This window comes from Pseudomonas sp. T8, assembly GCF_024610635.1.
GTDB classification, from domain to species: Bacteria; Pseudomonadota; Gammaproteobacteria; order Pseudomonadales; family Pseudomonadaceae; genus Aquipseudomonas; species Aquipseudomonas chlororaphis_I.
In genome coordinates, this window is sequence record NZ_CP102374.1 from 4672682 (window position 1) to 4692055 (window position 19374).

Consider the following 19374-nt stretch of genomic DNA (forward strand, 5'->3'; position numbering starts at 1 on the left):
TTCGACCCCGAGCCATGCTCAATACGCTGCGCAAGATCGTCCAGGAAGTTAACTCCGCCAAGGATCTCAAGGCGGCGTTGGGGATTATTGTGTTGCGCGTCAAAGAGGCCATGGGCAGCCAGGTCTGCTCGGTCTATCTGCTGGATCCGGAGACCAACCGTTTTGTCCTGATGGCCACCGAGGGCTTGAACAAGCGCTCGATCGGCAAGGTCAGCATGGCACCCAACGAAGGTCTGGTCGGCCTGGTCGGTACGCGCGAAGAACCGCTGAACCTCGAAAACGCCGCCGATCACCCGCGTTATCGCTACTTCGCCGAGACCGGCGAGGAGCGCTATGCCTCCTTCCTCGGCGCGCCGATCATTCACCACCGCCGGGTCGTCGGCGTTCTGGTCATCCAGCAAAAGGAGCGTCGTCAGTTCGACGAGGGCGAAGAAGCCTTCCTGGTGACTATGAGCGCCCAGTTGGCGGGGGTTATCGCCCATGCCGAAGCCACCGGTTCGATCCGTGGCCTGGGTCGTCAGGGCAAGGGTATCCAGGAAGCCAAGTTCATCGGCGTGCCCGGCTCGCCCGGCGCGGCGGTCGGTACCGCGGTGGTCATGCTGCCGCCGGCCGACCTGGACGTGGTGCCTGACAAGAGCATTACCGACATCGACGCCGAGCTGGCGTTGTTCAAGACCGCCATCGAAGGCGTGCGCGCCGACATGCGCACCCTCTCGGAAAAACTCGCCACCCAGCTGCGCCCCGAAGAGCGGGCGCTGTTCGACGTCTACCTGATGATGCTCGACGATGCCTCCCTGGGCAGCGAAGTGACCACCGTGATCAAGACCGGCCAGTGGGCCCAGGGCGCGTTGCGCCAGGTGGTCACCGATCACGTCAACCGTTTCGAACTGATGGACGATGCCTACCTGCGCGAGCGGGCGTCGGACGTCAAGGACCTGGGCCGTCGCCTGCTGGCTTATCTGCAGGAAGAGCGCCAGCAAACCCTGGTCTACCCCGACAACACCATCCTGGTCAGCGAAGAACTGACGCCGGCCATGCTCGGCGAGGTGCCGGAAGGCAAGCTGGTCGGCCTGGTCTCGGTATTGGGTTCGGGCAACTCCCACGTGGCGATCCTGGCCCGGGCCATGGGCATCCCGACAGTGATGGGCCTGGTCGACCTGCCGTACTCGAAAGTCGACGGCATCCAGATGATCGTCGATGGCTACCACGGCGAGGTCTATACCAACCCCAGCGATGTGCTGCGCAAGCAGTTCGCCGATGTGGTCGAGGAAGAACGGCAACTGGCCCAGGGCCTGGATGCGCTGCGCGACCAGCCGTGCGTGACGCTGGACGGCCACCGCATGCCGCTGTGGGTCAACACCGGCCTGCTGGCGGACGTGGCGCGGGCGCAGAAGCGCGGCGCCGAAGGTGTGGGTCTGTACCGCACCGAAGTGCCGTTCATGATCAACCAACGCTTCCCGAGCGAAAAGGAGCAGCTGGCGATCTATCGCGAGCAACTTGCGGCCTTCCACCCGCAACCGGTGACGATGCGCAGCCTGGACATTGGCGGCGACAAGTCACTGTCGTATTTCCCGATCAAGGAAGACAACCCCTTCCTCGGCTGGCGCGGCATTCGCGTCACCCTCGACCATCCCGAGATTTTCCTCGTCCAGACCCGCGCCATGCTCAAGGCCAGCGAAGGCCTGAACAACCTGCGCATTCTCCTGCCGATGATCTCCGGCACCCATGAGCTGGAAGAAGCTCTGCACCTGATCCACCGCGCCTGGGGCGAAGTGCGCGACGAAGGCACCGACGTGCCGATGCCGCCGATCGGGGTGATGATCGAGATCCCGGCCGCGGTGTACCAGACCAAGGAACTGGCGCGCCAGGTGGACTTCCTGTCGGTCGGCTCCAACGACCTGACCCAGTACCTGCTGGCCGTGGACCGCAACAACCCACGGGTGGCGGATCTCTACGACTACCTGCATCCGGCGGTGCTGCAAGCCTTGCAGACCGTGGTGCGCGACGCCCATGCCGAAGGCAAGCCGGTGAGCATCTGCGGCGAGATGGCCGGCGATCCGGCGGCGGCGGTGCTGCTGATGGCGATGGGCTTCGACAGCCTGTCGATGAACGCCACCAACCTGCCGAAAGTGAAGTGGATGCTGCGTCAGATCAATCTCAGCAAGGCCAAGGAACTGCTGGCCGAGTTGATGACCATCGACAACCCGCAAGTTATCCACAGCTCGCTGCAACTGGCGCTGAAGAACCTGGGCCTGGCACGGATGATCAATCCGGCGTCGGCCAAGACTCTTTAAAAACGATCGCGAGCAAGCTCACTCCTACAGACGTCACCAAACCCTGTAGGAGCGAGCTTGCTCGCGATAGCGTACTTTCAGACGCCGCTAAACCCTCAGCTCCACTTCCCCCAGATGCCCGCCATAGGGCCCGAAGCTGCGCTCGACTATGTGCCTGGAACCATCGGCCCGGACGATCAGCGCCGTGCTGGCCCGCGTGCCATAACTGGGACTGGCGATAAACACGCTCGACAGCAGGCTCTCGGTGGCCAGGCCAACCCCGGTGTCGGGCAGGTCGGCAAACGGCGCGGTCTGCGCATCGCTGAGCAGGGCGAGCAGAGCCTGGGGGTGCGGGTCGTGCAGTACTTCCTGCAGCGCCGCCTTGGCCTTGAGCAGCTTGGGCCAGGGTGTGTCGAGCCCGGCATTCGACAGGCCGTACACGCCACTGTCCAGTTGCTGCGGCTCACGGGCCTGGGCGTTGTAGTGCCAGAGCTGGTCAGGGGTGCCTATCAGCAGGTTGAAGCCGGCATATTCCAGGGATCGGCCGACAACGTCGCTGAAATAGTCGTCTATCGACATCTTGTTGCTGAGAAAACGCGCTACCAGCTCGCCTCGGGAACGGCGTGCGGGGGGCTGGTGGGGATTGCGGATATTGGTCAGGGCGGCGAAGCGTCCGTCGGCGCCGAGGCCGAGCCAGGTACCGCCGGCCTCGAGGTCGCGCCCGGCGTAGATGTCGGGCGCTTCGGGCCATTGCGCCAGCGGCAGGCTGGGGCGGGCGTAGAACTCGTCACGGTTGGCCGCGACGATCAGGGGCAGGGCGTGGCCCGGCCGCCAAGCGAATACGATCAAGCACATCAGGTCGTCCCTTTTGTGTTTTTTGCCCACTCTACGCACAGATCGACTGGGTATCCATCGCCATCCAGTGGAGCCAAGGGCCATGCATCCGTTACCATGCCGCTCTCTTTTCGGGATGCCTCCATGGAATTTCTGCTCTATCTGCTGCTGGGGGCCTGCGCCGGCGTATTGGCCGGTCTGTTTGGCGTGGGTGGCGGCATCATCATCGTGCCCGTGCTGGTGTTCAGCTTTACCCTGCAAGGTTTCGATCCGTCGATCCTGACCCACCTGGCGGTCGGCACGTCGCTGGCGACCATCATCTTCACCTCGGTCAACGCGGTTCGCGAACACCAGCGCAGGGGCGCGGTGCGCTGGCCGATCTTTGCCTGGATGACCCTGGGCATCCTGCTCGGCGCCGGGGTCGGGGCGCTGACGGCCGAAGCGATCTCCGGGTCGAACCTGCAGAAAATCATCGGTGTCTTCGCCCTGGTGATCGCCCTGCAGATGACCCTGGACCTGCGGCCCAAGGCCAGCCGCGACGTTCCCGGCAAGCTCGGGCTGACCCTGGCCGGTAGTGTGATCGGCTGGGCTTCGGCGATTTTCGGCATCGGCGGCGGCTCGCTGACCGTGCCGTTCCTGACCTGGCGCAGCGTGCCGATGCAGCAGGCGGTGGCCACGTCCTCGGCCTGTGGTTTGCCGATTGCCGTGGCCAGTGCAATAAGTTTCATGATTCTGGGCTGGCATGATCCGTCGCTGCCGGCTCATAGTCTGGGTTTTGTGTATTTGCCGGCGCTGCTGGGCATCGCCCTGACCAGCATGGTCTTTGCCCGGTTCGGCGCGCGACTGGCCCATCGACTGTCTCCGCGCCTGTTGAAGCGGCTGTTCGCCGGCCTGCTGTTCGTGGTCGGCCTGACGTTCCTGCTCTGACAGGTTTCGCAATCCTGGCTTAATCCGCGCGTGACATGGTCGCGGCGCACATCGAGTTTCACTCTAACGAGGAGTCGCAATGCTGCCTTACCCGCAGATCGACCCGGTGGCCCTGGCCATCGGCCCGCTGAAAATTCACTGGTACGGCCTGATGTACCTGATCGGCATCGGTGGTGCCTGGCTGCTGGCGTCGCGCCGGTTGAACCGCTTCGACCCGACCTGGACCAAGGAGAAGCTCTCCGACATGGTGTTCTGGATGTCGATGGGGGTCATTGTCGGCGGGCGCCTGGGGTATGTGCTGTTCTACGACCTGAGCGCCTACCTGGCCAACCCGACGCTGATCTTCGAGGTCTGGAAAGGCGGTATGTCGTTCCACGGCGGTTTCATCGGGGTGATGCTGGCGGCCTTGTGGTTCGGCAAGAAGAACAACAAGTCGTTCTTCCAGCTGATGGACTTCGTCGCGCCGATGGTGCCGATCGGCCTGGGCGCCGGGCGCATCGGCAACTTCATCAACGCCGAGTTGTGGGGCAAGCCGACCGACCTGCCGTGGGCCATGATCTTTCCGCCGTTCAGCGACCCGGCCCAGCTGCCGCGCCATCCTTCGCAGCTGTATCAGTTCGCCCTGGAAGGCGTGGCGCTGTTCCTCATCCTCTGGCTGTTCTCGCGCAAACCTCGCCCAACCATGGCGGTTTCCGGGATGTTCGCCCTGTTTTACGGTATTTTCCGTTTTATCGTCGAGTTCGTCCGGGTCCCGGATGCGCAGCTGGGTTACCTGGCGTGGAACTGGCTGACCATGGGCCAGGTGCTGTGCCTGCCGATGATCGTTGGCGGCCTGTTCCTGATCTGGCTGGCCTACCACCGCGCTCCAGCGGCACCGGCGGCGAAAGACGCCGCGCTCTAATTCGGATCGCAGGGCGCGAGCCCTGCCTTCAAGGACACAGGTAATACATGAAGCAATATCTCGATCTGGTCGCCCACGTCATCAAGAACGGCACCAAGCAGGCCAACCGCACGGGCGTGAACACCATCAGCTTTCCCGGCGCGATGCTGCGTTATGACCTGAAAGACGGTTTCCCGGCGATCACCACCCGCAAGATGGCCTTCAAATCGGCCATCGGCGAGATGTGCGGTTTCCTTCGTGGGGTGAACAACGCCGCCGAATTCCGTGCCCTGGGCTGCAAGGTCTGGGACCAGAACGCCAACGAAAACGCCCAGTGGCTGGCCAACCCCTTCCGCCAGGGCGAGGACGACCTGGGTGAGATCTACGGCGTGCAATGGCGCAAGTGGCCGGCGTACAAGCAGATCCCCCTGAGCAACCCGGCCGCCATCGAGCAGACCCTGGGCCAGGGCTACCGGCAGATCGCCGAAGGCGAGGAAAACGGCCAGGCCTACGTGGTGCTGTACAAGGCCATCGATCAGGTGCGCCAGTGCGTGGACACCATCATCAAGGACCCGGTCAGCCGCCGTATCCTGTTCCACGGCTGGAACTGCGCCCAGCTGGATGAAATGGCCCTGCCGCCGTGCCACCTGCTGTACCAGTTCCACCCGAATGTCGAGACCCGGGAGATTTCCCTGACCCTCTACATCCGTTCCAACGACCTGGGCCTGGGCACGCCGTTCAACCTCACCGAAGGCGCGGCACTGCTGAGCCTGATCGGTCGCCTGACCGGCTACACCCCGCGCTGGTTCACCTATTTCATCGGTGACGCCCACGTCTACGAAAACCACCTGGACATGCTCAACGAACAGCTCAAGCGCGAGCCGTTCCCGATGCCGAAGCTGGTGATTTCCGAGCGTGTACCGGAGTTCGCCAAGACCGGCGTGTACGAGCCGGAGTGGCTGGAAAAGGTCGAGCCGAGCGACTTCTCGCTGGAAGGCTACGAGCACCACGCGCCGATGACCGCGCCGATGGCGGTCTGATCCACCCTCTGTAGGAGCGAGCTTGCTCGCGATCAGCCGCCAGGCTGAGATTTGCGGTGCTCACCTTACCGCTATCGCGAGCAAGCTCGCTCCTACAGGGTTTGTCTAGTGGCCGTGGCTACGGCCCACGTGAGAATCCTCGGCCTCGCTGGGGGCCACCGAGCCGCTGACTTCCAGGCTCTGCAAAATCCCGCACTGATCCAGATCCGGCCCTTCGCTGCAGCGTTGGCGCAGGTCGAGCAGCTGTGTCTGCAAGGCCAGCAGCCCGTCGATCCGCGCCTTGACGTGGTGGATATGTTCGTCGATCAGCGCGTTCACGCTCTGGCACTGGTCCTGCGGGCTGTCGCGCAGGTTCAGCAGGCTGCGGATTTCCTCGAGGGTCATGTCCAGGCTGCGGCAGTTGCGGATGAAGGTCAGGCGTTCGGTGTGGGCCTGGGTATACAGACGGTAATTGCCTTCGCTGCGGGCCGGTTCCGGCAGCAGGCCTTCGCGCTCGTAGTAACGGATGGTTTCGACTTGACAGTCGGTCAGCTTCGCCAGCTCGCCAATTTTCATCGCGCCAATCTCCGAAAGGGTGCTTGACCCTATAGTGGCTACAGGGTGTTCACTTGGCAACAGGCACCTTTTCGGACGCGACCTTATGAGCGATTCGTTGCACACCCCTGGCAAACCCGGCGCTGGTTCCAAGCATGCTGGCCACGATCACGATCACGATCACGATCACGATCACGATCACGATCACGGCCATGGCGCAAAACTGCATCCGGTGAAAAAACACGATCATGCCGGTCACGGCGGTTCCTGCTGTTCAGCGCCGTCGTTGGTCCAGTTGAGCGAGCCCCAGGCCGTCAGCCATGGCGATGCCTGTTGTTCGTCGGCCGCCGCGCCGTCGCTGGTCAAGCTCAGCGCGGCGCCGAGCGCCAATGCGCGCCTGAGCAGCTTTCGCATCGACGCCATGGACTGCCCGACCGAGCAGACGCTGATCCAGAACAAGCTGGGCAAGCTGGCGGGTGTGCAGCAACTGGAGTTCAACCTGATCAACCGCGTGCTGGGCGTGACCCACGACCTGCAGGACGACGCTCCGATCATCGCCGCCATCAAGTCCCTGGGCATGGAGGCCGAGCCCATCGGCCAGGGTGGCGAGTCCGATGCCCCGGCCGCAGCACCGGTGAAAAAGCACTGGTGGCCGCTGGCGCTGTCCGGCATCGGCGCGCTGGCCGCGGAAGTGATCCACTTCACCAGCGCCGCGCCGACCTGGGTGGTGGCGGTGATCGCCCTGGTATCGATCCTCAGCGGCGGCCTCGGCACCTACAAGAAGGGCTGGATCGCCCTGAAGAACCGCAACCTGAATATCAACGCCCTGATGAGCATCGCCGTGACCGGCGCCGTGCTGATCGGCCAATGGCCGGAAGCGGCGATGGTGATGTTCCTGTTCACCGTGGCCGAGCTGATCGAGGCCCGGTCCCTGGACCGCGCGCGCAATGCCATCAGCGGCCTGATGCAGATGACCCCGGAACGGGTCACGGTGCAGCAGGCGGACGGCAGCTGGCTCGAGCTGGAAGCGAAAAGCATCGAACTCGGCGCGCGGGTACGGGTGCGTCCGGGTGAGCGCATCGGCCTGGACGGCGAGGTGGTGGCCGGCAGTTCGACCATCGACCAGGCGCCGATCACCGGCGAAAGCCTGCCGGTGGAGAAGACCCTGGGCGACAAGGTCTTCGCCGGCACCATCAACCAGGCCGGTTCCCTGGAGTACCGGGTGACCGCGGCGGCCAACAACTCGACCCTGGCGCGGATCATCCACGCGGTGGAACAGGCCCAGGGCGCGCGGGCGCCGACCCAGCGTTTCGTTGACAGCTTCTCGAAAATCTATACCCCCGCGGTGTTCGCCTTCGCCCTGGCCGTGGCGGTGATTCCACCGCTGTTCATGGGCGCCGCCTGGTTCGACTGGATCTACCGCGCGCTGGTGCTGCTGGTGGTGGCATGTCCGTGCGCCCTGGTGATTTCCACCCCGGTGACCATCGTCAGCGGCCTGGCCGCGGCGGCGCGCAAAGGCATCCTGATCAAGGGCGGGGTCTACCTGGAGGGTGGCTACAAGCTCGACTATCTGGCGCTGGACAAGACCGGCACCATCACCCACGGCAAGCCGGTGCAGACCGATTTCCTGTCCCTCGACCCGCTGGCGGACAGCAGCGCCCCGGCCATCGCCGCCAGCCTGGCGTCCCGTTCCGACCACCCGGTGTCCCTGGCCATCGCCAATGCGGCTGTGGATAAGCAACTGAGCCTGCACCTTGTGGATAACTTCGAAGCCCTGGCCGGCCGCGGTGTGCGCGGGGAAATCAACGGCCAGCTCTACCACCTGGGCAACCATCGCCTGGTGGAGGAACTGGGGCTGTGCTCGCCAGAGCTGGAAGAGCAGCTGTTCGCCCTGGAGAAACAGGGCAAGACCGTGGTGCTGTTGCTCGACAGCGCCGGCCCCCTGGCCCTGTTCGCCGTGGCGGATACGGTCAAGGAGTCCAGTCGCGAAGCGATCCAGCAGTTGCACGAGCTGGGCATCAAGACCCTGATGCTGACCGGCGACAACCCGCACACCGCCGAGGCCATTGCCGCCCAGGTGGGCATCGATCGGGCCCGTGGCGACCTGCTGCCCACCGACAAGCTGCAAGCCATCGAAGACCTATACGCCCAGGGGCATCGGGTCGGTATGGTCGGCGACGGCATCAACGACGCCCCGGCCCTGGCCCGCGCGGAGATCGGTTTCGCCATGGCCGCGGCGGGGACCGACACCGCCATCGAGACCGCCGATGTCGCCTTGATGGACGACGATCTGCGTAAGATCCCGGCCTTTGTCCGGCTGTCCCGCCAGACCTCGAACATCCTCGTACAAAATATCGCCCTGGCCCTGGTCATCAAGGCGATCTTTCTTGGGGTAACCTTCTTCGGGTTGGCCACCATGTGGATGGCCGTGTTCGCCGACATGGGCGTCAGCCTGTTGGTGGTCTTCAACGGTTTGCGCCTGTTGCGCAAATAAAGGGATAACGAGAGCGTGCAGTGCTGAGTGCCGAGCTGAAGGCGTTTTACATGGTGGCCCGCCTGGGCAGCATCACCCTGGCGGCGAAAAAGCTCGGCCTGAGCCAGCCCACGGTGACCACCCAGATCCGCCATCTGGAAAGCCAGTACGCGGTCGAGCTGTTCTATCGCGGCGGGCGCCGCCTCAGCGTTAGCGAGGAGGGCGCCCGGCTGCTGCCGATGGTCAAGGCGCTGTTGCAACAGGAAGCCGATATCGAGTTTTTCCTGCGTAACAGCGGCCAGCTGCAAGGCACCCTGCGGATCGCCGCCACGGCGCCGTATTACATCCTCGATCTGGTGAAGACCTTTCGGGAGCGCCTGCCCCAGGTGGAGGTGTCGGTGGAAATCGGCAACTCGCAGCAGGTCCTGGAGTCGCTGGAGGAGTATCGGGTCGACATCGCCGCGTCCTCGCAGTTGCTGGAAGATTCGCGCTTGATCCGCCGGGTGCTCGGCAGCGATCCGCTGGTGCTGGCGGTGCATCGCAATCATCCGTTGGCGGCCCTCGATCACGTCCCCCTGAATGCCCTGGCTGGGCATACCCTGCTGATGCGCGAGCCGGGCTCCACCACCCGGCGCCTGACCGAAGAGTTGCTCGACAGCGCCCGGGTCAGCTTCGGGCCGCTGCTGGAGATCGGCAGCCGCGAGTCGATCCGCGAGGCGGTGCTGCGCAATATCGGCATCAGCATCATTGCCCGCCAGGAAGTGCCCCACGATCCGCAGCTGCGGGTGCTGACCATCGAGAACGCGCCGCAGATCGCCGAATACCTGTACTGCCTCAAGGAGCGCAAGGGCGCGCGCCTGCCGGCGGCCTTCCTCGGATTGGCGCAGGAAATGGCTCCGGCCTGAACAGCCACCTGCTGCGCAGGTGATCGCGGGCAAGCCTCGCTCCTACAGAAACACCGCCCGGCTTCTGTAGGAGCGAGGCTTGCCCGCGATAGCGTCGCAACGGCTAACGCGATCCCCAACCCAAATCCGCCAATACCACTATCGGCAGCTTTTGCCTCACTGCCACAGTAACTACGCATTCGCTCCCTAGGATGGCCTGCATCTGCTTGATGAGGTCCGTCCATGAACAACCCGATCGCAACTGCCCTGAGCAACCCCGGCGCACCGATGAAGGTGCGCGGCATGCAGAAGCGCTTTGGCGCTTTCACCGCGCTGGATAACGTCTCCCTGGATGTGGCGGCCGGTGAGCTGGTGTGCCTGCTCGGCCCGTCGGGCTGCGGCAAGACCACCTTGCTGCGCTGCATCGCCGGCCTCGAGCGCCAGGACCGGGGTGAGTTGTACCTGGGCAGCCGCGACGTCTCGCACCTGGCGCCCCAGGCCCGGGACTACGGCATTCTGTTCCAGTCCTATGCGCTGTTCCCCAACCTCAGCGTCGAAGCCAACATCGCCTACGGCCTGGCCGGCAGCGGCCGTGACGAAGTGCGCCAGCGCGTGGCGCAGATGCTGGAACTGGTGGGCCTGACCGGCAGCGAAAAGAAATACCCCGGCCAGCTGTCCGGCGGCCAGCAGCAGCGGGTGGCCCTGGCGCGCGCCCTGGCCCCGGCGCCTTCGTTGCTGTTGCTGGATGAGCCGATGTCGGCGCTGGATGCCCGGGTGCGCGAGCACCTCTGTACCGAACTGCGCCAGCTGCAGCGGCGCCTGGGTATCACCACCCTGATGGTGACCCACAACCAGGACGAGGCCATGTTGATGGCCGACCGCATCGCGGTGATGAACAACGGCAGGGTCGAGCAGTACGCCACGCCGCAGGAAATCTACGATCGCCCGGCCACCCCATTCGTCGCCGAATTCGTCGGCCAGGGCAACTGGCTGCCGTTCCGCCGCAGCAGCGACAGCCACGCCCAGGTCGGCGGGATGAACCTGCGGCTGGCGGCCGACTCCGGCAAGGCCGCTTCGGGCCGGTTGTTCTGCCGTCCGGAAGCGATCAACGTCAATCCGCCGGTGCACGAGGAAAACCTGTTCCCGGCCAAGGTCCGGGAGATCACCTTCCTCGGCAACCGCTGCCGCATGAGCTTCGAACTCAACGAATTGCCCGGCCATCCGCTGCTGGCCGAGCTGGCCCCGGAAGCCATGCCGCGCCTTGGCGCCCAGGACATCTGGGTCGCCTTGCCACCGCGCAGCCTGCAGGTGTTTGCCTGAGATGGCCGTTGATCTGAGCCTGCCGCTACCCGCAAAACGGGCGCGCCAGGCTTCCCGTGCGGAAATCGGCGACCGCATCTTCGTGCTCGGCGGCAAGCTGGTGCTGCTCGTGCTGCTGGGCCTGGCGGTACTGCTGCCGTTGCTGGCGATCTTCTGGCGCGGCTTCAGCGGTGAAGCCGGGCAGGGCGGTGGCCTGGTCGCCGCCCGTGAGTTGGTGACCAGCGCCAACTTCCACTGGCTGCTGGGCAACAGCCTGAAAGTCTCCCTCAGCGTCGCTGCCATCGTGGTACCGCTGGCCTACCTGTTCGCCTATGCCCTGCAACGCACGCTGATTCCCGGCAAGGCGATCTGGCGCGGCCTGTCGCTGCTGCCGCTGATGGCGCCATCGATGCTGCCGGGGATCGCCCTGGTCTATCTGTTCGGCAACCAGGGCCTGCTGCGCGGGCTGCTCTCGGACAATATCTACGGCTTCTGGGGCATCGTCCTCGGCGAAGTGATCTACACCTTTCCCCACGCGTTGATGATCCTGCTGTCGGCCCTGTCCCTGGCCGATGCGCGGTTGTTCGACGCCGCGTCGAGCATGGGCGCCAGCCCGGCCAAGGCCTTTCGCAGCATTACCTGGCCGGCCACCCGGCAGGCGGTGTTCGCCGCGTTCTGCCTGGTGTTCACCCTGACCATCACCGATTTCGGGGTGCCGGTGGTGGTCGGTGGCGACTATCAGGTGCTGGCGCTGGAAGCCTACAAGGCCGTGGTCGGCCAGCAGCAGTTCGGCCGTGGCGCCTTGATCGGCATGGTGCTGTTGCTGCCGGCGCTGTTCAGCTTCGGCGTCGATGCCTGGCTGCGCCGCCGTCATGGCGATTCCATGAGCGGCCGGGCCCAAGTCTTCAAACCGGCGCCCTCTCACGTGAGAGACGGCTGCTACCTGGCGATCGTCCTGCTGATCTGCGCGGCGCTGCTGCTGGTGTTCGGCATGGCGGTGTTCTCGTCGCTGGTGAAGTTCTGGCCCTATAACCTGTCGCTGTCGCTCAACCACTACCAGTTCAACGACACCGCCGGCGGCGGCTGGCTGGCCTACCGCAACAGCCTGACCATGGCCCTGTGCACGGCGCTGATCGGCGGCCTGCTGATCTTCACCGGCGCCTACCTGATGGAGAAGACCCACGCCCAGCGCGGCCTCAACCTGGCGCTGCGCATGCTCAGCTTCGTGCCGATGGCGGTGCCGGGCCTGGTGCTGGGCCTGGGTTATGTCTTCTTCTTCAACCTCAGCGGCAACCCGCTGCATGTGTTCTACGGCAGCATGACCCTGCTGGTGGTGTGCACCATCGCCCACTACCTGACCACCGCGCAGATGACCGCCACCACCGCGCTGCGCCAGCTCGACGCCGAGTTCGAGGCCGCCGCGCTGTCGCTCAAGGCGCCGCTGTACCGCCATTACCTGCGGGTCACCGTGCCGATCTGTCTGCCGGCGCTGCTGGATATCCTGCGCTACCTGTTCGTCTCGGCCATGACCACCGTCTCGGCGGCGATCTTCCTCTACAGCCCCGACACCATCCTCGCGGCGGTGGCGGTGCTGAACATGGACGACGCCGGCAACGTCGGCGGCGCGGCCGCCATGTCGACCCTGATCCTCTTGACCTCGGCGGGCGTGTCCCTGCTCCTGGCCTGGGCTTCGCGTGGCTTGCTGCGCCGCTCCCAGGCCTGGCGGCAGACCGCGCCCGGCCACTGAATCTGTCCAACCCCACTACCACAGAAAGGAACCGCACCATGTTCAAGCCCCTGGCTGTTGCCGCTGCTGTCCTCACTGCTTTCAGCATGAACGCCTTCGCCGCGAAGACCGAACTGACGGTCTATACCGCCCTCGAGGCCGAGCAACTGAAGAGCTACAAGCAGGCCTTCGAAGCCGCCAACCCGGACGTGGAAATCAAATGGGTGCGCGACTCCACCGGGATCATCACCGCCAAGCTGCTGGCGGAAAAAGCCCGGCCGCAGGCGGACGCGGTGTGGGGGCTGGCGGCCTCCAGCCTGGCGATCCTCGATCAGCAGGGCATGCTGCAAAGCTATGCGCCGAAGGATTTGGGCAAGATCGGCGGCAACTACCGCGACGCCGCCAACCCGCCGGCCTGGGTCGGCATGGACGTCTGGGCCGCGACCATCTGCTTCAACACTGTCGAGGCCGAAAAGCAGGGCCTGACCAAGCCGGTGAGCTGGCAGGACCTGACCAAGCCTGAGTACAAGGGCAAGATCGTCATGCCCAACCCGGCCTCGTCCGGCACCGGCTTCCTCGACGTCAGCGCCTGGTTGCAGACCTTCGGCGAGAAGCAGGGCTGGCAATACATGGACGAGCTGCACCAGAACATCGGCCAGTACGTTCACTCCGGTTCCAAGCCGTGCAAGCTGGCGGCGGCCGGCGAATTCCCGATCGGCATCTCCTTCGAATACCCGGCCGTGCAGCTCAAGCGCCAGGGCGCGCCGCTGGACATCGTGCTGCCGAAGGAGGGCCTGGGCTGGGAAATCGAAGCCACCGCGGTGATCAAGGGCACCCCGCATGAAGAAGCCGCGAAGAAACTCGCCGACTTCTCCGCCAGCCCCGCGGCCATGGAGCTGTACAAGGAAAACTTCGCCGTCCTGGCCCAGCCGGGGATCGCCAAGCCGCAGACCGAACTGCCGGCCGACTACGAGCAGCGCCTGATCAAGAACGACTTCGCCTGGGCCTCGAAGAACCGCGACCAGATCCTCGCCGAGTGGCGCAAGCGGTATGACGGCAAGTCCGAGAAGGTCGCCACGAAGTAACCGCAAGGTCTCCCTGTAGGAGCAGCCGGTCGACGCTCGATTGCTCGCGATGGAGGCCAACGATGACAAGGGCGTCCTGAATGCACGCGGTGCCCTTGGTTTTTTTCGCGAGCAAGCTCGCTCCTACAGGTCATCTCCCAAGGACAACATACACATGAGCAACCACAACGACCTGCTGATCGTCGGCGCCGGCATCCTCGGGCTGTCCCATGCCTATGCCGCGGCCAAGCGCGGTTTGCGGGTCAAGGTTTTCGAGCGCAGCGCCACGCCCCTGGGCGCGTCGGTGCGCAATTTCGGCCAGGCCCTGGTGACCGGCCAGCCGCCTGGGGTGATGCTCGACCTGGCCAGGGCCAGCCGCGGCATCTGGGGTGACTGGGCCGAACTGGCTGGCCTGCCGCTCAAGCGCAACGGCTCTTACCTGTTCGCCCGCACCGAGGCCGAAGAGCAATTGCTGCAGGCCTTCTGCGCCGGACGCGCGCGGGAACACGGCTACCGCGTCGAACTGCTGCGCGGCGCGGCCTTGAACGATTTGTACGGCGGCCGTTTCCGCCATCATCGCGCGGCGTTGCACGGCCTGGACGACCAGCAGCTGTATTCCCGCGAAGCCCTGCCGATGCTGATCGACTACCTGCGCCGCGACCTCGGGGTGGCGTTTCATTTCTCCACCCTGGTGCGCGACATCGAGCCCGGCCAGTTGCACAGCACCGCCGGCAGCTTTCGCGCGGCGCAGATCCTAGTCTGTTCCGGGCATGACTATCAGACCCTGCTGGCCGAGCCGATTGCCGCGCTGGCGCCGCAGGTCTGTCGCCTGCAAATGCTCCGCGCCCGGCCCGCCGTGCAGCTGGACCTGCAACACGCGCTGCTCACCGGCCTGAGCTGTGTGCATTACGGCGCCTTTGCCGACCTGCCCGAAGCGGCGGCGGTGCAGGCGCAGATCCTGCGGGACGCGCCGCACCTGCACGAAAACGGCATCCACCTGCTGATCAGCCCGACGCCCTATGGTGAGCTGATCATCGGCGACTCCCACCATTACGGCAGCGATCCCTCGCCGTTCAATGCCGAACAGGTGGACAACTGGATGCTCGAACTGGCCGAACACACCCTGGGCTGCAAGGTGCAGGTAATCGAGCGCTGGCAGGGTGTCTATGGCGCCCGCGGCCCGGGGCCGTTCTCGTTCCTGCGCCCGGCCGCCGGGGTCAGCGTGGCGCTGATGCACAGCGGTGTGGGCATGAGCGTCGGCCCGGCCATGGCCGAGGGCAATATCGCCCGTTTGCTGGAGGAAGCCTGATGGGGCCTGAGCAGCGGATCGCCGAGGTGTTCGGCCTGTACGAGCGTTTTGGCGACAGCGACTATATCGGCGAGCCGGTGTCGCAGCTCGAACACATGTCCCAGGCCGCGCAACGGGCCATGGCCGAGGGCTTCGACGACGAAGTGGTGTTGGCGGCGTTCTTCCACGATATCGGGCATATCTGTGTGCAGGATGCCGAGAACATGGGCGGTTTCGGCGTGGTCAGCCATGAACGGCTGGGCGCCGACTACCTGCGTCGCGCCGGTTTCAGCGAGCGCCTGGCGCGGCTGGTGGAGTACCACGTGCAGGCCAAGCGTTACCTGACCTTCAAGGAACCGGGCTATTACGAGCGGCTCAGCCAAGCCAGCCGGCGCACCCTGGAATACCAGGGCGGAGTGATGAGCGCCGAAGAGGCTCGGGCCTTCGAACAGGACCCGCTGTGCTCGGTCAGCCTGCGCTTGCGCCATTGGGACGAACAAGCCAAGGAACTGCGGGTGCCGGTGATGGATTTGCAGGTGCTCAAGGACAAGGCGGCGCGTCTGCTGAACCCCTGATTTTGTGGGTGCCTGGAAGATGGCTATCGCGGGCAAGCCTCGCTCCTACAGGATCAGTGCCGTCTGTAGGAGCGAGGCTTGCCCGCGATGGCGTCCGTGAGAACGGCGCTAACCTAATCCCCGACCACCAGCTTCTGCGCCAACGCCTCGATCTGCTCCTGGCGCTCGGCCTGGCTCAGCCGCGGCGCCGGGTTGAGGGATGACCACTGCGGATGGGCGCGGGCCTTGTTCAGTGCCTCCGGCAGCTTGCCCTCGCGCCAGCTCTGGTCCTGGGGCGTGGCCAGCTGGATGCTGCCCAGCGCCGCATGGCCGCGCACATTCAGCGCCTGCACCAGTTGCCGTTGGCGCAGGGCCAGCAGGCGCAGCACGCTGTCGTCCACGGTCAGCTCGCGCTGGCCCTTGAGCTTGCCCAGCAGGCGGCCGCCGTAGCTGCGGGCGGTTTGCAGCGCGCCGCCGGCGATCGCCCCGGCCAGGGCCGCCGCGCCCAGGGTCAGGCCACCCACCAGCAGATCGACGCCGGCCCCGGCCGCCGCGCCGGCGGCGATCCCGCCACCGACCCGCACGCCCAGCTGCTTGAGGGTTTCCGGGTTGAACAGGTCATCGCCCCAACGCCCGTCGAGCAGCGGCACATCGCTGGCGGCGGCATCCTGCGGGCGGAAGGCGTAGAGCTTGAGTAGCGATTCGACGCAGCGCTGCTCACGTTGACGCACGGCCTTGCGCAGTTCGCCAATGGCCTGTTGTTCCTGCTCGACCTCGCTGACCACGCTGCGCCGGCAGGCGGCGCAATCGATCAGCAGTTCGGCGATCAGCCGCGCGGCGCTTTGCTGGCGGGCCAGGCGCTGCGCCTGCTGATCGGCGATCAGGCGTTCCAGCTGTGGCCGCGAGCTTTCCAGGAGCAACGCCAGGCTTTCATACAGCCGCCGCTCGCCGTCCTCCGGCGGCGCCACGCTGTCGAACCGCACCAGCGCGTGCAGGCCCAGGCGGGCCAGGGCTTCGCGCCAGTCCGGCTCGCGATGGTCGGCGCTGCTGACGAAATTCAGCACCGGCAGCAGCGGCTTGCCGCAACTGGCGAGGACTTCCAGTTCGTCGCGGTACTTGGCCAGTACCGGCTCGCGGGCGTCGATTACATACAGCCCGGCGTCGGAGTCCAGCAGCTGGCGCAGCACCTTGGCTTCCTGTTCGAAACGCTGGCGCGCCTCGCTGCCTTCGAGAAACCGCACCAGGCGGGCCGGGCCGTCCAGGCGCTCGCCGGGGTGCTCCAGGCGTTCCAGGTAGTCGAGCAGGGCGATGGCGTCTTCCAGGCCGGGGGTGTCGTACAGGTCGAGCAGCGGTTCGCCGTCCACCGACAGCCGCGCGCCCTCGACATGGCGAGTGGTGCTGGGGCGATGGGAGACCTCGCCGAAGCCGACGTCCCGGGTCAGGGTGCGCAGCAGGGAGGTCTTGCCGACGTTGGTGTGGCCGACTACCGCCAGCTTCAACGGCGGTTTGCGAGGATCAGTCATGCCCGGTCTCCAGCCAGTTCAGCGGCACGCAATCGGCGAATGGCAGTTCCAGTTGTTGCAGGGCCACGTGCCAGTCACCCAGGCGTTCGGCATCCAGCGCCTGGCCCGGTGGCGCCTGCAACAGCCAGACCCGGGTGGCAGTGGCGCTGCGGGCCAGCTCGGCGATCAGCGCCAGGCTGCCACGGTCCGGCGAGCGCCGTGGATCGCAGGCGATGGCCAGGCGCGCCGGCGGAAAGCGGCTCATCTGTTCCAGCAGCTTGTGCCGGGATTCGCGGCTGTCGAGGATGCCGGCGTCTTTCACCGTGGCCGGCAATTGCGGTGGCCAAGGGCGCTGGTCGTCCAGTTCGATGGCCACCAGCAGGGCGCCATCGCTGTCCTGCGCGCTGACGCCGCCTTCGATACGGTGCAGCAAGTCGGGGGCGGCATCGTTGATCCCCAGGCGTTCGCTGCTGGGCATCAACGCTTCGCGCAGCTGGCTGTAGCCGGGGAGGTTGAGGTCCAGTTGCAGGCGCGCCTGCCCGTGCTTCCAGCGCCAGCGACAGAACAGCATCAACAGCAGGCGCGGCAGCACGCCGTAAATGATCAGCGAGGCCACCAGCCAGACGGCCCACATCTGGCGCACCAGTTCAGTGTTGTAAACATCCCGGGTGCTGGCGTGAATCATCTCTACGGTCGGTACGCCAAAACCTATGGCACGGGGTATGGCGGCGAGGGCGTTGGTCATCGCCACGAAGGCATCCGCGCCGAGCAGGGTGCTTTCCCAGTAGAACCCGTAGCGCTTGGTGATCAGCAGCATCAGCAGGATTGCCGTGGCGCTGAGCAGGGCCAGCAGCCACAAGCCGTTGACCAGGGTGCCGATGGCCCAGCGATTGAGTTTGCGCCGTTGCAGCAACAGCAGCAGGGCGGGCGCCAGCTGCGCGGCCTTGGCGTCGCGGGCGAGCTTGGCGCTGAGCCACAGCCACAGGCGGCCGAGGCTGGCGCCCTGTTCGCCGGCGAACAGCAGGCCCAGGGCCCAGCTCAGCAACAGGAGCAGGTTGAGACCGAGCAGGCTGCCCAGGGCCCAGAACACATTGACCGGCGCCTGCCCGTTGCCCAGGGCGGCGAAGGCCAGGCCGGCGCCGCTGACGATGGCCAGCAGCGCCAGCAGCATCAGCGCCAGGCGCGCACCCTGGACCCAGTGGCGCAGGGCAGCGGCCAGGCCGTCGCGTTCGGCCAGCCACAGCGCGCGGTATTGGAGGCGGCTCGCCAGATCGCCGCCAGCGGTGCGCGCCAGGCGATTGGCTTCCTGGTCCTCCAGGGCGCCGGCGTGTTCTTCACGCAGGCGTACGGCTTCGGTGAGCCAGAGTTTTTCCAGTGGGGTCAGTGCTGTCACACGTCATTCCGTTGCTCAAATGAGGGGTGAGCATAACCGCTGTCGCGCCGATCGGGGTACGTTGCGGGGCACCGAGCCTCTGGTATCCTCGCCGGCATGAAAAAATCTCTCCCTCTCAGCCTGATCGCGGCCCTCGGTGAAAACCGCGTGATCGGCGTCGACAACAGCATGCCCTGGCACTTGCCGGGGGATTTCAAATACTTCAAGGCCACCACCCTGGGCAAGCCGATCATCATGGGTCGCAAGACCTGGGATTCGCTGGGGCGTCCGCTGCCGGGGCGGCTGAATATCGTGGTCAGCCGCCAGGCCGACCTACGGCTCGAAGGCGCCGAGGTGTACCCGTCGCTGGACGCCGCGGTGGCGCGTGCCGAGGAATGGGCGCTGGAACAGGGCGTTACCGAGCTGATGCTGATCGGCGGGGCGCAGCTGTATGCCCAGGGCCTGGAGCAGGCCGATCGCCTGTACCTGACACGCGTGGCGTTGAGCCCGGAAGGGGATGCGTGGTTCCCGGAGTTCGATCAGCAGCAGTGGAAACTGGTGTCTGACGTGCCGAACCCGGCGGAAGGCGACAAGCCGGCCTATAGCTTCGAAGTCTGGGAGAGGGTTTAACCCCGTAGCCCTGTAGCCGCTGCCGAGCCTGCGAGGCTGCGATCGAGGACGAAGTCCTCGCAAAACCTGAGCACGCGGTGTTTCAGGAAAAACA

General features: G+C 65.6%; 17 protein-coding genes. 12 read left to right on the forward strand and 5 right to left on the reverse strand.

Going from position 1 to position 19374, the window contains the following annotated elements; all coding sequences use genetic code 11:
* Positions 1-14 precede the first annotated feature (14 nt).
* A complete protein-coding gene (ptsP, locus tag NRG23_RS21030) occupies positions 15-2294 on the forward strand; it encodes a phosphoenolpyruvate--protein phosphotransferase (protein WP_016704812.1) in 2280 nt (759 codons plus the stop codon).
* A gap of 87 nt (positions 2295-2381) precedes the next feature.
* Here ptsP and NRG23_RS21035 read toward each other — a convergent pair whose 3' ends face one another.
* Positions 2382-3128: an NRDE family protein gene (locus NRG23_RS21035; protein ID WP_009051354.1), complete on the reverse strand. Its 747-nt coding sequence runs from the start codon at positions 3126-3128 to the stop codon at positions 2382-2384.
* Between the two features lie 123 nt (positions 3129-3251).
* Between NRG23_RS21035 and NRG23_RS21040 the strand changes: the two genes are divergently transcribed.
* The 3 genes from NRG23_RS21040 to NRG23_RS21050 all read left to right on the forward strand — a co-directional run bounded on the left by NRG23_RS21040 (position 3252) and on the right by NRG23_RS21050 (position 5954).
* Positions 3252-4034 carry a sulfite exporter TauE/SafE family protein gene (locus NRG23_RS21040; protein WP_257371933.1) on the forward strand — a complete coding sequence of 261 codons (783 nt, stop codon included), beginning with the start codon at positions 3252-3254 and terminating at the stop codon, positions 4032-4034.
* A gap of 79 nt (positions 4035-4113) precedes the next feature.
* Entirely contained in the window at positions 4114-4935 is an 822-nt protein-coding gene (gene lgt, locus NRG23_RS21045) for a prolipoprotein diacylglyceryl transferase (protein WP_009051352.1), read from the forward strand.
* A gap of 47 nt (positions 4936-4982) precedes the next feature.
* Complete coding sequence (locus tag NRG23_RS21050) at positions 4983-5954, forward strand: thymidylate synthase (protein ID WP_257371942.1); 972 nt, start codon at positions 4983-4985, stop codon at positions 5952-5954.
* Between the two features lie 105 nt (positions 5955-6059).
* Here NRG23_RS21050 and cadR read toward each other — a convergent pair whose 3' ends face one another.
* Positions 6060-6509: a Cd(II)/Pb(II)-responsive transcriptional regulator gene (cadR, locus tag NRG23_RS21055; RefSeq protein ID WP_009051350.1), complete on the reverse strand. Its 450-nt coding sequence runs from the start codon at positions 6507-6509 to the stop codon at positions 6060-6062.
* A gap of 49 nt (positions 6510-6558) precedes the next feature.
* Entirely contained in the window at positions 6559-6738 is a 180-nt protein-coding gene (locus tag NRG23_RS21060; RefSeq protein ID WP_232539797.1) for a hypothetical protein, read from the reverse strand.
* 45 nt (positions 6739-6783) lie between these two features.
* Here NRG23_RS21060 and NRG23_RS21065 point away from each other — a divergent pair, with 45 nt between their 5' ends.
* From NRG23_RS21065 to NRG23_RS21095, 7 genes are all read left to right on the forward strand, one after another.
* Positions 6784-8982 (forward strand): heavy metal translocating P-type ATPase, encoded by a 2199-nt coding sequence (locus NRG23_RS21065; RefSeq protein ID WP_238534129.1) that lies wholly within the window; start codon positions 6784-6786, stop codon positions 8980-8982.
* 20 nt (positions 8983-9002) lie between these two features.
* A complete protein-coding gene (locus NRG23_RS21070) occupies positions 9003-9866 on the forward strand; it encodes a LysR family transcriptional regulator (RefSeq protein ID WP_009051348.1) in 864 nt (287 codons plus the stop codon).
* Positions 9867-10088: 222 nt separating this feature from the next.
* Positions 10089-11165: a putative 2-aminoethylphosphonate ABC transporter ATP-binding protein gene (locus NRG23_RS21075; protein WP_038636035.1), complete on the forward strand. Its 1077-nt coding sequence runs from the start codon at positions 10089-10091 to the stop codon at positions 11163-11165.
* A 1-nt stretch (position 11166) separates the two neighbouring features.
* The gene (locus NRG23_RS21080; protein WP_257371955.1) at positions 11167-12891 is read left to right on the forward strand and encodes a putative 2-aminoethylphosphonate ABC transporter permease subunit; all 1725 of its coding nucleotides are present in this window, start codon (positions 11167-11169) and stop codon (positions 12889-12891) included.
* 38 nt (positions 12892-12929) lie between these two features.
* On the forward strand, positions 12930-13955 hold the full coding sequence (locus NRG23_RS21085) for a putative 2-aminoethylphosphonate ABC transporter substrate-binding protein (RefSeq protein ID WP_016704819.1): 1026 nt from the start codon (positions 12930-12932) through the stop codon (positions 13953-13955).
* Positions 13956-14109: 154 nt separating this feature from the next.
* Positions 14110-15243: a TIGR03364 family FAD-dependent oxidoreductase gene (locus NRG23_RS21090; RefSeq protein ID WP_257371957.1), complete on the forward strand. Its 1134-nt coding sequence runs from the start codon at positions 14110-14112 to the stop codon at positions 15241-15243.
* Positions 15243-15797 carry a phosphonate degradation HD-domain oxygenase gene (locus tag NRG23_RS21095; RefSeq protein ID WP_009051343.1) on the forward strand — a complete coding sequence of 185 codons (555 nt, stop codon included), beginning with the start codon at positions 15243-15245 and terminating at the stop codon, positions 15795-15797. The genes NRG23_RS21090 and NRG23_RS21095 overlap by 1 nt, the downstream gene beginning before the upstream one ends.
* A gap of 113 nt (positions 15798-15910) precedes the next feature.
* Here the strand turns inward: NRG23_RS21095 and NRG23_RS21100 are convergent, their stop codons facing one another.
* Together NRG23_RS21100 and NRG23_RS21105 are read right to left on the reverse strand one after the other, a co-directional pair.
* A complete protein-coding gene (locus NRG23_RS21100; RefSeq protein WP_103331437.1) occupies positions 15911-17299 on the reverse strand; it encodes a GTPase/DUF3482 domain-containing protein in 1389 nt (462 codons plus the stop codon).
* On the reverse strand, positions 17292-18671 hold the full coding sequence (locus NRG23_RS21105; protein WP_038636051.1) for a DUF2868 domain-containing protein: 1380 nt from the start codon (positions 18669-18671) through the stop codon (positions 17292-17294). The genes NRG23_RS21100 and NRG23_RS21105 overlap by 8 nt, the downstream gene beginning before the upstream one ends.
* 96 nt (positions 18672-18767) lie before the next feature.
* Between NRG23_RS21105 and NRG23_RS21110 the strand changes: the two genes are divergently transcribed.
* Entirely contained in the window at positions 18768-19280 is a 513-nt protein-coding gene (locus tag NRG23_RS21110; protein WP_103331438.1) for a dihydrofolate reductase, read from the forward strand.
* Positions 19281-19374: the final 94 nt, after the last annotated feature.

Coding starts and splice junctions, on each gene's coding strand:
- NRG23_RS21110 (WP_103331438.1), top strand. CDS start 18,768: ATGAAAAAATCTCTCCCTCTCAGCCTGATCGCGGCCCTCGGTGAAAAC.
- NRG23_RS21035 (WP_009051354.1), bottom strand. CDS start 3,128: ATGTGCTTGATCGTATTCGCTTGGCGGCCGGGCCACGCCCTGCCCCTG.
- NRG23_RS21090 (WP_257371957.1), top strand. CDS start 14,110: ATGAGCAACCACAACGACCTGCTGATCGTCGGCGCCGGCATCCTCGGG.
- NRG23_RS21050 (WP_257371942.1), top strand. CDS start 4,983: ATGAAGCAATATCTCGATCTGGTCGCCCACGTCATCAAGAACGGCACC.
- NRG23_RS21060 (WP_232539797.1), bottom strand. CDS start 6,738: ATGATCGTGTTTTTTCACCGGATGCAGTTTTGCGCCATGGCCGTGATC.
- ptsP (WP_016704812.1), top strand. CDS start 15: ATGCTCAATACGCTGCGCAAGATCGTCCAGGAAGTTAACTCCGCCAAG.
- lgt (WP_009051352.1), top strand. CDS start 4,114: ATGCTGCCTTACCCGCAGATCGACCCGGTGGCCCTGGCCATCGGCCCG.
- NRG23_RS21075 (WP_038636035.1), top strand. CDS start 10,089: ATGAACAACCCGATCGCAACTGCCCTGAGCAACCCCGGCGCACCGATG.
- NRG23_RS21095 (WP_009051343.1), top strand. CDS start 15,243: ATGGGGCCTGAGCAGCGGATCGCCGAGGTGTTCGGCCTGTACGAGCGT.
- NRG23_RS21040 (WP_257371933.1), top strand. CDS start 3,252: ATGGAATTTCTGCTCTATCTGCTGCTGGGGGCCTGCGCCGGCGTATTG.
- NRG23_RS21100 (WP_103331437.1), bottom strand. CDS start 17,299: ATGACTGATCCTCGCAAACCGCCGTTGAAGCTGGCGGTAGTCGGCCAC.
- cadR (WP_009051350.1), bottom strand. CDS start 6,509: ATGAAAATTGGCGAGCTGGCGAAGCTGACCGACTGTCAAGTCGAAACC.
- NRG23_RS21080 (WP_257371955.1), top strand. CDS start 11,167: ATGGCCGTTGATCTGAGCCTGCCGCTACCCGCAAAACGGGCGCGCCAG.
- NRG23_RS21085 (WP_016704819.1), top strand. CDS start 12,930: ATGTTCAAGCCCCTGGCTGTTGCCGCTGCTGTCCTCACTGCTTTCAGC.